The sequence below is a fragment of the Streptomyces sp. SN-593 genome (genome assembly GCF_016756395.1).
In the GTDB taxonomy this organism is placed as follows: domain Bacteria; phylum Actinomycetota; class Actinomycetes; order Streptomycetales; family Streptomycetaceae; genus Actinacidiphila; species Actinacidiphila reveromycinica.
Map to the genome: position 1 here is coordinate 7,115,774 of NZ_AP018365.1, position 14,090 is coordinate 7,129,863.

The window sequence follows — 14,090 nt, forward strand, 5'->3', positions numbered from 1 at the left end:
ACGGAGTGTCAGGACGTGGCACGGCCCAGGTACGTGAGGGGGCCCGGGGAGGGCACCGGGATCTCGTGGAAGCCGAGCCGGTCGTAGAACGCCCGGGCGGCGGTGTTGGAGGTGAGCATGCCGAGGTGCACCGCCGGGACCCCCTGCGCGGCCAGCGCGGCCAGGTACGCGGTCATCAGGGCCCGCCCGTGGCCGGACCGCTGCACCCGCGGCAGCAGGTCGATGTGCAGGTGCGCGGGGTAGCCGGCGAGCGCGGGCAGCACCATCCGCTCGGGGGAGTGCAGCAGCGCCGCCATCGCCTCGGCGGGCGTGCCGGGTGCGGCCGGGTCCGCCGGCGCCGGCCAGCGCCCGGCGACGGTCGGCAGCCACTCCGCCCGGAACCGCTCGGCGAACCGCGCGGTGTCACCGGTGCCGAGGACGTAGCCGACCGCCTGCCCGTTGCCGTCGTCGACCACGAACGCGAGGCCGGGTTCGAGCACCGCGTAGGGCGCCGCGAAGATCGCGCCGACCAGGTCGCGGTCCTGCGCGCGGTACGACGCGGAGGCGTCCTGCCCGGCGTCGGCGGTGCGCAGGCAGATGGCGTAGAGGGCGGGCAGGTCCGCCGGACGGTAGGGGCGGACGAACGGGGTCGTGGCGGTCACGGTCGCTCCGGGGTGTCGGCGGCACCGGCTCCTTCGCCGGCGCGCAGCGGGGTGAAGGTGAGGGAGAACGCGGACGGCACGGCATCCAGCCGGAACTCCGGCAGCACCTCGGGCCCGCACGCGTGGCTGCCGATCCCCTGGAGCGCGTGGTCCAGGTGCAGCCACAGCACGTCGCCCGGGTCCAGCGCGTACGTGTGCTCGGCGGCCGCGAGGTGCTCGGTGCTCCACGGCCGGGCGGTCAGCCAGAACGGCGGCGCACCGGCCACCCGCAGCCCCGACCCGTCGGCGCGGCGCAGCTCCGCCCACCGCACGTCGGCCCGCGCGCCGTTCTCCTGGGGGCGCACGTACGGCGTCTGGAGGGCGTCCACGGTCGAACGGTACCGGCCGAGCCGGGACGCCCGCCGGGTGTCCGGGTAGGCCTCGCCGGGCCCGCCGCCGTACCACTCGACGGCGTCGAGCGCGGGGCTGAGTCCGAGGCGTATGCCGAGCCGGGGCAGCGGCAGTGTCCAGGGGCCCTGCGGGACGACCTCGACGTCCAGTCCGAGCACGTCGCCGACCGCCGTCCAGCGGTAGACCGCCAGCAGTCCCAGGTCCGAGGCGGCGGGCGCGACCCGGGTGGTGACGGTCAGCGCGTCGTCGCCGAGGGACACGCCGTCGACGCGGTGCCGCATCCGGTCGAACCCGGCCTCGCGCCACAGGTGTTCCAGCCGGCCGTCCGGGTGCCACCGGGTGCCGCGGTCGTTGTCGGTCGGTGCGCGCCACACGTCCAGCCGCGGGCCGTGTGCCAGCGGCTCGCCGTCCAGGGAGCGCAGGACGCCGTCGGCGGCGCCGAACCGGCCCGGGCCGAGCCGCAGCAGTCCGTCCCCGGCCCGCCGCGGGCGGTGCCGGGCGCCGGGCGGCGGCCCCGCCGGGGCGGCCTGCCGCGGCACCTCGAACTGCTGCCAGGCCACTTCGTGGCCGGACGGCGCCCAGGCGGTGTCCTCGGCGAGCACCGCCCGCACCGTCCAGCACGCCTCGGCGCCCGCCGCGGCCCGCGGCGCGTCCGGCAGCCGCACCCGCGCGCTCGCGCCCGGCGCGAGGGCGGGCACGTGGAGCCGCCCCTGGCCGGCGGGTTCGCCCTCCACCTCGTAGACCCACCGGAAGGCCAGCGCGGACAGGTCAGCGACGTCATGGCGGTTGGTGACCGTCAGCAGGCCGCGCGCCAGGTCCGCGGTGAACGCGACCGGCTGGACCACCTTCTTGTACTCGACCAGGCCGGGGGAGGGGGTGCGGTCGGGGAAGAGCAGCCCGTCGCAGACGAAGTTGCCGTCGTGCAGTTCCTCGCCGAAGTCCCCGCCGTACGCGAAGTACGCGCGGCCGTCCGGGGTCCGCCGGCGCAGCCCGTGGTCGATCCACTCCCACACGAAGCCGCCCTGGCAGCGCGGGTGCGCCTCGAAGATCCGCTGGTACTCGGTGAGGCCGCCCGGGCCGTTGCCCATCGCGTGGGCGTACTCGCACAGCAGGAACGGCATCGCCCGGCGCCGCCGGTCCGCGTCGGCGTCCGGGAGCGGCGGCTCGGCGCGCCGGCCGATCGCCTCGCACTCCGCGTGGTCGGCGTACATCCGCGAGTAGACGTCCACGTCCGAGCAGGACGGGTCGCCCTCGTAGTGGATCGGGCGGGCCGGGTCGCGCCGCCTGATCCAGTCGGCCATCGCGGACAGGCCGCGCCCGGTGCCGCACTCGTTGCCCAGCGACCACATCACCACCGACGGGTGGTTCTTGTCCCGCTCCACCATCCTGGCGGCCCGGTCCAGCAGGGCGGGCGTCCACCGCTCGTCGTCCACCGGGTTGCCGCGCCAGCCCACCTCGGCGAAGCCGTGGGTCTCCAGGTCGCACTCGTCGACCACCCACACGCCCAGTTCGTCGCACAGGTCGAGGAAGGCCGGGTGCGGCGGGTAGTGGCTGGTGCGGACGGCGTTGACGTTGTGCTGCTTCATCAGCAGCAGGTCGCGGCGCATCGTCTCCAGGTCCAGCACCCGGCCGTGGTCGGGGTCGAACTCGTGCCGGTTCACCCCGCGGAACAGCACGCGCCGCCCGTTGACCTGGAGCACACCGTCCTCGACGCGGACCGTGCGGAAGCCGATCCGCAGCGGGACGCGCTCGCCCTCGGTGGCCAACTCCGCGTCGTACAGCCGCGGCGCCTCGGCCGACCACGGCTCCACCGGGACCACCGCGGTCTCGCCGGTCGCGATGTCGAGGCCCAACTCCGGTACGGTCACGGCCCCCGGCGGATCGCACTCGACCCGCAGCGAGCCGTTCCCGGTCAGGTGGTCGTACGCGCAGTGCACGAAGTAGTCGGCGACGGCGCCCTCGGGCCGCTCGATCAGCGTGACGTCGCGGAAGACGCCCGGCAGCCACCACATGTCCTGGTCCTCCAGGTAACTGCCCGAGGACCACTGGTGCACCCGCACCGCCAGCACGTTGCCGCGCGGCCGCAGCAGCTCGCCGACCTCGAACTCCACCGGCAGCCGGCTGCCCTTGAAGGTGCCCAGCTCCTCGCCGTTGAGCCAGACCCGGGCGCAGGAGTCCACCCCGTCGAAGCGCAGCACCGCGGCCCCGCCCGGCCAGTCGCCGGGCAGGTCGAAGCCGCGCAGGTGGTCCCCGGTGGGGTTCTCGGTCGGCACCCGCGGCGGGTCAATCGGGAAGGGGTAGCGGATGTTGGTGTAGGCCGGCCGCCCGTAGTCCGGGGTCCCGCCGCGCGCGCCGGGGACACCGCCGTCCCGCTCGCCCGCGCCCCCGCCCAGGCCGTGCAGCGGCCAGTGCGAGGGCACCGGCAGGACGTCCCAGCCGGAGGCGTCGAAGCCGGGCCGGGCGAACGCGTCGTCCGCGCCGTCCGCGGTCGGCGAGAGCCGGAACCGCCAGGCCCCGCCGAGATCGACCCGGCGCGCGTCGGACACCGCCGTCCACGCCCGCGGAGGCAGCGCCCCCGTGCCCGGCCCGGGGTCCTCGTAGTACGGAAGCGGCCCGGACGGCGCCTCGTGCATGGTGCTGCTCCTCGTGATCCCGTCGAACGGATGAACCGGCGTGCGACGTCGATTCTTCGTCAGCGGACGGGCACCGCGCCAGCGGGTGCGGGGAGGGTCACCAGGGCTGCTGGGTGAGGAAGAAGCGCCGCCAGAAGTCGAGGCGGTCCGGGTCGGCGATCGGGATGGGCCCGAAGTGCGCGCCCAGTTCCATGACGGCCGGGGCGTGGCGGGAGTACGCGGGCCAGTGGGGCAGGCCGGGGCCGTTGGGGTCGCCGGTGGCGGCGAAGTTGGCCCAGTACGCGGAGACGACCGCCGCGATCTCGTGGTCCTCGTCCGTCCACGGGGCGCTGCCCGGGGTGAGGTTGTCGAAGACGAACTCGATCTCCGAGCTGTGCGACGCCCGCCGCGGCTCCTGGCCCTGCGCCGGCGACGGGTGGGTCCAGAAGTACGTGTAGACGGGCCGGGCGGCCCGCTCGGTCCACTGGGCACCCCACAGGTAGGTGGATATGCGGGAGTTGTCGTGGACCGCCGCGTTGCCGGCCCGCGCCGCCTCGTCGTCCGAGCCGGCCGGGTACAGCCGGAGGAACTCGTCGGCCATCGGGCCGAACCGGTGCCGGGCCGCGGTGACGAAGGCGTCCAGCGTCACGTGCACCGGCGGCAGGCCCGGGCTCACCGCGGACGCCGCGCGCGTGCGGTGCTCGGCGAAGGTGGACTCGGGCACCGCGCCGCTCTCGTGCAGGTTGTTCCCGGCGAGGTAGGGGACGTCGTTCTGCAGGCCGGCGGCGTAGGTCTCGTCGTAGCCGTGCGGCAGCACCCAGCCGTCGACGACCGGGCGGAACATCGGCGGCTTGCCTCCGCCGGCGCTGTCCACCCGCGTGTCGAAGGCCGGCCGGCCGTCCACGAGCTTCTGCCACGGCAGGGCGCGCAGGTCGGCGAGCGAACGCGCGCCGTGCTCCCGCGCGTACGTCAGCCCCGACTCCTCGGCGTCGGCGAGCGTCCGGTAGGAGGTGGCCAGGTAGCGCAGTTCGGGGTCCCGCGCGTAGCGGGCGTGGCTCTGCGCGATGGCCCGGTGGAACAGCCCCTTCGCCAGGGGTGACATGGCGAGGAAGTTGACCGTCCCGGCGCCTGCCGACTGCCCGGCGACGGTGACCCGGCCCGGGTCGCCGCCGAACGCCGCGATGTTGTCGCGGACCCACCGCAGCAGCGCGATGGTGTCGAGCAGGCCGTAGTTGCCCGACGCCCCGTGCGCGGACTCCGCGCTCAGCTCCGGCGTGGCGAGGAAGCCGAAGGCGCCCAGCCGGTAGTTGAAGGTCACCACGACCAGGTCCCGGCGGGCCAGCGCCTCCCCGTCGTAGCGCGGGTGCGCGCCGGTGCCGGCCCGGAAGCCGCCGCCGTAGACCCAGACCAGCACCGGCAGCGGGCCGCGCCGCGCCGCGTCCGTCGGCGCCCAGACGTTGAGGTACAGGCAGTCCTCGCTCATCGGCAGGTCGATGCCGGCCCGGGAGGCGTCGCGCGGCGACTGCGGGCACATCGGCGCGAACGCGCCCGCCTTGAGCACGCCCTGCGCGCGGACCGGCGGCTCCGGCGGCCGCCAGCGCAGCGGACCGACCGGGGGCGCGGCGTAGGGGATGCCCCGGTGGACCGTGATCGAGCGGTCCCGGCCGAAGATGCCTTCGACGGGGCCGGACTCGGTCTCCACTGCTGCGGTCATGTGTCGCTCACTCCTGGACGAAAGACGAGGGGGCGTCCGGCTGCGGGGAGCGGCGGTGAGGTGCTCCCAGCGGGCTGCGCGGGGACGCGGGCCGCGGCGGCGGGCCGGCGCGCGGCTACTTCAGGACCAGGGCGTGCCGCGCGGTGGCGACGTGGTGGCGCATCGCGGCCGTGGCGGCGTCCGGGTTGCGGGTGACGATGGACAGCAGGATGGCCTGGTGCTCCTCGTAGGACCCGGTCCGCGGGTGGCGGGCGGAGAGGTTGCGGTACTGCCGCATCACCAGCGGGTACAGCAGGACGTCGTAGGCCCGCGCCAGCGTGTGCTGGTGCGCGGCGGTCTTGATCTGCTGGTGGAAGCGCCGGTTGCCCTGGGAGTACGCCGCCTGGTCGTCGCGGGCGCGGGCGTCGGCCATCTCCTCCAGCGTGGCGCGCAGCGCGGCGATCTCCTCGTCGGTGGCCCGCTCGGCGGCGAACCCGGCCAGCGCGGACTCCAGCATCTCGCGGGCCTCCAGGATGTCGCGGGCCTCGTCCGGCGTGAAGTTGCGGGTCCGCACGCCGCGGTTGACCTCGCTGGTGACGTACCCCTCCTGCGTCAGGCGTGCGAGCACGGCCCGCATGGTGCTGCGCGAGACGCTGAACATCCTGGTCAGGTCGGCTTCGGTCAGCCGCGTGTCCGGTTCGATGCTGCCCGACAGCAGCAGCGAGCGCAGTTCCTCGTATGCCTGGCTGGACCGGGTGGCGGACGACCTGCTGTCGTCCACGACACCGCCGTTGCTGCTCTGTTCCACCGTGATCGCCTATGGGTGTGAGAAGGGAGGACATCGCCCGGAGCCGGTCCGGCGAACCGTGCGACGGATCGGGACGCAGTGGACGCGGCCGCTCGCGCTGCCGCGCCGAGGCCAGGGTAGAGGCGAAGCGCGTCCTCGGCGAGAAGGTGCGACGGTGCCCGCCCCCGCGTCCGCGCGCGGGCACGGCGGGGCCGCACCGCCGACCACGGTTCCGCTCTGTCACCCCTGGCTCACGCAAGGACCGCCCCAAGACTCCACCCCACCCCCACTGGTCAGGTGGATTGTCCAACAACGCCGGGGCAAGCGCAACACCGGCCCGGCGGGGCGTGGCGCCCGCGGGAGGACATGGAGGGTGATCAGACGGGTGGTCGCGTTGCCGCGGGCGCTCCTTGGTTGTCGGACAACGGGTGTGCCGGGTGCGTCCGCTCCCTTCTCGGTGGCTCCGGGCGAGGGGCTGTTCCGCTCCTCGCCCGCGGCGGACGCCGGCGGGCGGCTACGGCAGGTACCGGTTGGTGAAGTTGTCGGAGGAGACGATCGCCTGTCCCGACTCCAGGGCGTTCAGCGAGTTGATGAACGTCATGGTCGTGATCCACGCCGACAGCTTCATCGCGTCGCTCCTGGGCCACTCGACCTGGGGGAGGCTGGCCTTGATGACGGAGGCGGAGACTCCGGGCAGGGCCCCCGCCGCCACCTTCTGGACGGTGGCGGAGTCGAGGTTGGCGTTCATGTACGCGGTGGCCTGCTGCACCGCGGTGGCGAACTTCCTCGCCACGTCGGCGTGCTGGGACAGGTAGCTGTTGCGCGCCACCACGACCTGGCCGTATCCGGCCTGCTCCTCGGACCAGGCTTTGACCTTGGTGGAGTCGGCGACGACCACGCCGTCCCCGGTGTCCTGGATGGCGAGCGGGGTGGGCTGGGAGGTGGCGAACCAGTCGATCTGGTTGCTCTTGAGGGCGGCCTTGTCCGCGGCGGGGCTGGGCAGCGAGACCCACTTCACCTTGCCGGGGTCGACGCCGTACGCCTTGAGGTAGACGCTCGCCTCGCCCTTGGTGTTCGCCGAGCTGGAGCCGCCGGTCGAGCCGTCGAGGGCCTTGGCGACCTGGGCGGCGGGAGTGGCGGCGGTGAGCTGGTGGGCCTTGGCGAACTTGGTGCTGACGATCAGCCCGAGGGGGTTGCCGCCGCCGTCGGCGGCGATCGCCGTCTCGGGGACCCGGCGGTCGACGGCGGACAGGAAGTCGGTGGGGCTGTCGTTGAGGAACTGGATCGAGCCCGACTGGAGGGCGGAGGTGCCGGTGGCCGCGGTCGTGGTGACGTACTTGACCTTCAGCTTCTGCTTGCCGAAGTAGCCGTTGGCGTCGGCCAGTCGGATCGGCATGTCGAAGATGTTGCCCGCGACCCCCACGGTGACCGTGGTCATGCCGTCCGCGTCGGCGGCACTGGCGCCTCCGCACGCGGTCAGCGTCACCGCGCACAGGGTCGCGGTGCCCCCCGCCGCGACGAGCCGGGCGCCGCCCCCCGTGCGCGGGGCCCGTCTGCCAGGACCCGCGTCGCCGGCGTCCGAGGTGAGGCGTCTCATCAGTTCTCCCCAATCACCACCGGCGGCACGGCCGTGGTGCGAGCACTTCCGGCGGCGGAGTCGGCCCCGGTGCTGCGGATCGACCTCGGGCTCAGCGTCTGCGCGCCACCGATTGTCGTACAAGGTGCGAGCGACCGTAACACCGGCGCAGTACCCCTGCAACAACTCGGCCGTGAATGGGGGGTGATGTGAAACGGGGCTTCGGAAAAGGGTGACATCTGTTCGACAATGTGGTGCGCGGGTGGTGCGAGGGGCGGGGCACCGCCCCTGCTGCCGGTGGCCTCTCCCGGGAGCAGGGGCGGCGTTCGGGGGCCTCCGTTACGAGGACAGGAGGCTCTGCGGGAGGTAGAGCGGCATGGAGTCCTCGGTGAGGCTGTTGGTCAGCGCCCGTTTACCGGAGCCGTCGGCGTTCATGACCATGATCTGGCCGTAGGACTGGAAGGTCTCGTCGTAGAGCACCGCCTCGTCCTGGAAGCCGAACATGCCGGTGTTGTAGAGGATGCGGCCGTCGTGGTTCCAGACGGCGTGCGCGTCGTTGGCGCCGCTGGTGGTCAGCAGGCGCAGGTCGCCGCCGTCCGGGCGGATGGTGTAGATGTCGAAGTTGGCGCCGCTGGTGCGGCGGGTGAACACGATCCGCCGGCCGTCCGGGGACCAGTCCGGGAGGTTGTCCTCGGCCTCGGTCAGCACCCGGGTCGCGCCGGTGTCGAGGTTCATGACGCGCAGGCCCGACGCGCCCTCGCTCCACACCCGGTAGACGATCTCGGTGCCGTCGGCGGAGTAACTCGGGAAGCCGCAGTTCTGCGTGCCGTCGGTGAGCTGCTCCCAGGCCGAACCGTCGCTGCGGACGCGTATCACCGCGTTCGTGGGCGCGTCCTCCACGAACCACGTGCCCAGGCCGGCGGCGATCCACTGCCCGTCCGGCGACCAGGCGGGCCGGTAGGCGCCGACGGCCCCGGGGAACGGGCTGGAGATCTTGCCGGCCGGGTCGAAGACGACCTTGCGGTCGGTGCCGCGCGCGTTGTTGGTGACGATGGAGGAGTTGCCGAGCTGCTTCTCGGTGTAGGCGAGCCGGCCCTGCCGGGACAGCACCGGGAAGACGTCGCAGAAGCGGTACTCCCAGTCCGGGTCCCAGCTGTAGAGAGGGGTGTCCAGCGCACGCACCGGGGTGAGGGCCTGCTTCTCGTAGATCACCGACCGGCCGTCGGGCGACCAGCACGGGGAGCGCAGCGACCGGCGGACGGCCGGGCGGGTGCCCGAGGTGTAGGCCAGGCCCTCGTTCGCCCCGCCCTTGACGAGGTAGCCGATCTCGCCGGCGCCGATGAACTGCGGCGCGACCTTGAGGTCCGGGCCGGAGGTGTGCTGGACGCGGTCGGTGCCGGTGGCCACGTCCACCGAGACGATCTGGGACGTCGCGCCGCCCTGCTGGTGGGCGGCGTAGGTGGCCTCGGTGGTGATCTCGTAGTAGACGATCCTGCTGCCGTCGGGCGACCACTTCGGCGAGCCGAGGCAGTAGCCCGGCTTGGTGGCGACCTGGCGGAAGCCGGTGCCGTCCTTCCTGATGACGTAGACGCTCAGTTCCTGGGTGTGCTCCCAGCCGACGCCGCCGTCGTGGCCGCGCCAGACGGTGTTGCGGTCGCTGGCGAACGCGAGCCACTCGCCGTCGGGGGACCAGGACGGCCGGAAGTGGCCGTCCGGCCCCGAGGGGTCGCCGGCCAGGGCACGCGTGCCGGTGAGGTTGGTGAGCGCGCCGGTGCGGACGTCCAGCAGCCAGATCTGCGCGCGGTAGTCGCCGGTGCCGGAACGGGTGGAGACGAAGGCCAGGGTCCGCCCGTCGGGGGAGAGCACGCCGGCGTCGTCCACCCCGGAACCGCTCACCAGCGGCTCCACGTGCGAACCGTCCAGTGAGGCGCGGTAGATGTTGGGGTTGCCGTCGCCCCCGCGGTCGGAGGTGAAGACCACCGAGGTCCCGTCGTGGGAGAAGCCGGCGTGGTAGTCGAGCCAGGAAGTGGTCAGCAGCCTGCGCTCGTTCGTACCGTCGAGGTCGGAGACGTACAGGTCCGACACCGACGGGCCGATCCGGTTCATCAGCATCACGCCCTTCTTGCCGGGGCCGGCGGCGGCCACCGCGAAGGGCTTCGGTAACAGCGCGGCGGCGGCGGTGGCGGCGCCGGCCGTCAGGAAGGCTCGGCGTTTGATGTCAGGGGGCATGGCTGCGGTCCCTTCGCAGTGGGGTGGCCTGGTTCCGTGCCGGGTTGCGGTGACGGCTGCGCCGGCGGCGGTACGGTGTGCGGCTCGCGCCCGGACGGCCGCCGGTACGGGGGTGGGGCTGGGGCAGGACAAGGATTGTCCGACAACCCGCCCGTGACCGTAACAGCGACCTCCGCCCGCCACAAGACGTCGCCGCGCCACTCCCGTTCCCGGGCTCAGAGTTCCTCGTCGCCCCACTGGTCGAGCAGCGACTGCTCGGTCTCCGCGGCGGGCTCGCCGGCGTGGGTGTTCAGCGCCTGCTCGGTCCAGATCACCTTGCCCCGCCGCGTGTAGCGGGTGCCCCACCGCTCCGCGAGGCGGGCCACGAGGAACAGCCCGCGGCCGCCCTCGTCGGTGCCGGCCGCCCGCAGCAGGTGCGGCGAGGTGCCGCTGCCGTCGGAGACCTCGCAGATCAGCTTGCGGTCGTACAGCAGGCGGACGGCGACCGGGGGAGTGCCGTAGCGGACCGCGTTCGTGGCCAGTTCGGAGACGATCAGCTCGGTGGTGTAGCCGAGGGCGTCCAGACCCCACGCCTCCAGTTGCCGCCCGCACGCCGCGCGGACCCGCGCCACCTCCGCCGGGTCGGAGGGCATGTCCCACCGGGCGACCCGCTCCGCGGGCAGCCGCCGGGTACGGGCCACCAGCAGGGCGACGTCGTCGGTGGGGCGCTCCGGCAGCACCGCGTCCAGCACGGCCCGGCAGGTCGCCTCCGGGTCCCGCTCCCCGTGCCCGGCGAGCGTGTCCCGCAGCAGGTCGAGGCCGAAGTCGATGTCGTGCCCGCGCCGTTCGACCAGGCCGTCGGTGTACAGCACGATCGTGCTGCCCTCGGCCAGGTCCAGTTCCGCGGCCTCGAACGGCTCCGCACCGCCCAGGCCCAGCGGCGGGCTGACCGGCACGTCCGGGGTGTCCACCGAGCCGTCCGGCCGGACCAGCAGCGGCATGGGATGCCCGGCGCGGGCGAACGTGGCCCGGCCGGACGACGGGTCGTAGACCGCGTACAGGCAGGTGGCCCCGGTGACGCCCTCGGCCTTGCCCTCGTCGGCGTCCATGCGGGCGACCAGTTCGTCCAGCAGCGCGAGCAGTTCCTCGGGTGCCAGGTCGAGCGCCGACAGGTTGCGGACGGCGGTGCGCAGCCGGCCCATGGTCGCCGCGGCGTGCAGGCCGTGGCCGACGACGTCGCCCACCACCAGCGCGGCGCGCGCCCCGGGCAGCGCGATCACGTCGAACCAGTCGCCGCCCACGCCCCCCGAGGCGGTCGGCAGGTAGCGGTGGGCGGCCCGCAGCGCGCTCAGTTCGGGGGAGGCGCCGGGCAGCAGGCTGCGCTGGAGGGTGACGGCCATGGCGTGCTCGCGGGTGTAGCGGCGGGCGTTGTCGATGGCCACCGCGGCCCGCGCGGCCAGTTCCTCGGCCAGCTCCAGGTCGTCCTGCTCGAAGGCGGTGCGGCCGTCGGCCTGCCAGAACGCGGCCACGCCCAGGACCACACCGCGGGCCCGCAGCGGCACGGTGAGCAGCGAGTGGATGCCGCGGTCCCTGACCCGGCGGCTCAGTTCGGGGTCCGCGGAGGCGAACCCCGGAACGTACCGCGGCACGAGCCCCTCGCCGGCCCGCAGGTCGGCGTCGAGCGTCCCCTCGCGGAGGGCGGCGCCGGCCGTCAGGAAGGGGGTGGGGGCGAGGGCGAGGCGCTCCCCCACCGGGGCGAACGGCGGCTCGCCGTCCGCGCCGGCGCGCACCACGCGGCGCAACTCCTGCTCCCTGCCGGTGGGTTCGTCGCCGGTCAGCACCGGTTCCGCGAGGTCGACGGTGACGTAGTCGGCGAACAGCGGCACCGTCGCCTCCGCCAGTTCCCGCACGGTGCGCCGGATGTCCAGGGTGGTGCCGATGCCGATGCTCGCGCCGTACAGCACCGCGAGCCGCTTGCGCGCGGCGTCGGCCCGGCTGGACAGCTCGCTCAGCTCGGTGGAGTCCCGCATGGTGGCGACGGAACCGGACACCGCTTCGTACCCGTTCAGCGGACGCTGGTTCACCGACAGCACCCGGCCGCCGGACAGGTGCACCTCGTCGCTGGCCTCCCGCCCGGAGGACAGCAGGTCGGTGAGGGGCTGTGCCAGGGGCAGCCGGTCCACCTGCTGTCCCTGCGCCTGCGGCGGCAGGCCGAGCAGCCTCTGCGCCTCCTCGTTGACCAGCAGCAGCTTGCCGTCGGCGTCGACGATGACGATGCCCTCCCGGGCGGCGTGCAGGACGGCCTCGTTGTGCAGGTACATGCGGGTGATCTCGGCCGGGCCGAGCCCCCTCGTCTGCCGCAGCAGGCGCCTGCCGACCGCCACGGCGCCGACCGTGCTGGCGGCCATCGCGAAGGCCGTGATCCCCAGCAGCAGCGGCAGCCGCCGGGTCGCGGCCGCGCTGATGCTGCTCAGCCGGACACCGACGGCGACCCCGCCCACCACCGTGCCGCTGCCGTCCTTGATCGGCATGAACGTCCGCATCGCGGTGCGGCCCTCCGACACGTTGCGCCCGGTGATCGTGCGTCCCGACCTGAGCGCCGCCAGGTCCTGGGCGTACGGGATACGGGTGCGCAGCAACGCCGGGTCGGCCTGCGTGTAGCGGATGCCCCGGCGGTCCACGACCACGACGAAGTCGACGAGGGAGTCCCGCACGATGGCGTCGGCCTGGGGCTGGAGCCGGGCGGTGGGATCGGGTGACCGCAGCGCCTCCACGACCCCGGGGGAGTGCGCGATGGCGTTCGCGACCGCGTGGGAGCGGTGGGCCGCGGCCTGCTCGGCCTCGTGCTCGACGGTCACCACGAGCAGAGCGGCGGCGACGGCCGCCATCAGCAGCACGATCGCCACCTGGAGCAGGAACATCTGGCCGACCACGCTGCGCGGGTTGAGGAGGGACTGCGAGCTGCGCCGCCAGCCACGCGCCGAGCCGGTGGCACGCGACGGGCCGTCCGCACGCCGCGGTTGACGGAACCGGTACATATGCACCCTTTTACACCCGATGCCCCCTCGGGTCGGGTGGCCTCGCCGTTTTGTTCAACAGACCGTGGCCGCGCGGACGCCGCCGCGCGGACCGAACCAAGTATTTTCGCGCACCCTTCTTGAGCTGACGATTCGGCGGTGTTACGGTCGCTCGCAAGTTGTTGGACAATCCGCCAGCCGGGGATACGGGCTCCCGCCCCAGCGTGATGCCGCGCGCACCGGGCTGCCGTGCGGAAGCCCCACCACAGCCAGCGGCATCCACCGCCGGGGCTGCTCGGACGCCATACCCGTGAGTGCCGGATCGCCTCTCCCGTTGCAGGCCAAGGAGACAGAGTTGTCGACCAACCAGCAGGACACCAGTGCGGAGGCACTCCGCTTCGAGGGCGTGACCCTGGAGTTCCCCGGGAGCCACCAGCCGGCCATCGAGAACGTCTCGTTCCGCGTCCCGCGGCGGAAGTTCGTGGCCGTGATCGGGCCGAGCGGGTGCGGCAAGAGCACCATCCTCAACCTGGCCGCCGGGCTGCTCAAACCGTCCCGGGGCGAGGTGGACTTCAACGGCGAACCCGTCCACGGGGTCAACTCCGAGGCGGCGTACGTGACCCAGAAGGCCAACCTGCTGCCCTGGCTGAGCGTCAGGGCCAACATCGGCCTGGCGCTGAAGTTCCGCAAGGTGCCCAAGGACGAGCGCCACGAGCGGATCGCGCACTGGATCAGGGTGGTCGGCCTGACCGGGTTCGAGGAGCACTACCCGCGCGAGCTGTCCGGCGGCATGCAGAAGCGTGTCGCCATCGCCCGGGCCCTGATCTACGACCCCTCCATCGTGCTGATGGACGAGCCGTTCGGCCCGCTGGACGCCATCACCCGGCTCAAGCTCCAGCAGGACCTGCTCAACCTGTGGGAGGAGCAGGAGGGGACGCTCATCTTCGTCACCCACGACCTCAACGAGGCGCTGTACCTCGCCGACGAGGTGATCGTGATGTCCAAGGGGCCGGGGACGGTGCGCCGCGTCCTGGAAGTGCCCTTCGAACGTCCGCGCGACATCGGGTCCCTCGTCGAGTCGCGCGAGTTCTCCGAGCTCTACAACGACCTGTGGAGCCTGTTCAAGTCGGAGATCGACCTGTCCGGCGCCCCCGCGTAAGGAACCG

The 14,090-nt window shown here is 73.5% G+C and carries 8 protein-coding genes; 1 reads left to right on the forward strand and 7 read right to left on the reverse strand.

Annotation, left to right across the window (positions count from 1 at the left end; translation table 11 throughout):
* Window positions 1–8 precede the first annotated feature (8 nt).
* The 7 genes from RVR_RS30800 to RVR_RS30830 form a co-directional block, all read right to left on the reverse strand.
* A complete protein-coding gene (locus tag RVR_RS30800; protein WP_202237173.1) occupies window positions 9–641 on the reverse strand; it encodes a GNAT family N-acetyltransferase in 633 nt (210 codons plus the stop codon).
* Complete coding sequence (locus RVR_RS30805; RefSeq protein WP_202237174.1) at window positions 638–3,664, reverse strand: glycoside hydrolase family 2 TIM barrel-domain containing protein; 3,027 nt, start codon at window positions 3,662–3,664, stop codon at window positions 638–640. Before RVR_RS30805 ends, RVR_RS30800 begins: the two co-directional genes overlap by 4 nt.
* Window positions 3,665–3,761: 97 nt before the next feature.
* A complete protein-coding gene (locus RVR_RS30810; RefSeq protein WP_202237175.1) occupies window positions 3,762–5,357 on the reverse strand; it encodes a carboxylesterase/lipase family protein in 1,596 nt (531 codons plus the stop codon).
* A gap of 115 nt (window positions 5,358–5,472) precedes the next feature.
* Window positions 5,473–6,144, reverse strand: coding sequence for a GntR family transcriptional regulator (locus RVR_RS30815; RefSeq protein WP_237405062.1), 672 nt, complete (start codon window positions 6,142–6,144; stop codon window positions 5,473–5,475).
* A gap of 493 nt (window positions 6,145–6,637) precedes the next feature.
* Window positions 6,638–7,720 (reverse strand): ABC transporter substrate-binding protein, encoded by a 1,083-nt coding sequence (locus RVR_RS30820; protein WP_202237176.1) that lies wholly within the window; start codon window positions 7,718–7,720, stop codon window positions 6,638–6,640.
* A 318-nt stretch (window positions 7,721–8,038) separates the two neighbouring features.
* Entirely contained in the window at window positions 8,039–9,928 is a 1,890-nt protein-coding gene (locus RVR_RS30825) for a PD40 domain-containing protein (protein ID WP_202237177.1), read from the reverse strand.
* A gap of 215 nt (window positions 9,929–10,143) precedes the next feature.
* Complete coding sequence (locus RVR_RS30830) at window positions 10,144–12,945, reverse strand: SpoIIE family protein phosphatase (RefSeq protein WP_202237178.1); 2,802 nt, start codon at window positions 12,943–12,945, stop codon at window positions 10,144–10,146.
* Between the two features lie 334 nt (window positions 12,946–13,279).
* On the opposite strand from RVR_RS30830, the gene RVR_RS30835 reads away from it, so the two are divergent.
* On the forward strand, window positions 13,280–14,083 hold the full coding sequence (locus tag RVR_RS30835) for an ABC transporter ATP-binding protein (protein WP_202237179.1): 804 nt from the start codon (window positions 13,280–13,282) through the stop codon (window positions 14,081–14,083).
* Window positions 14,084–14,090: the final 7 nt, after the last annotated feature.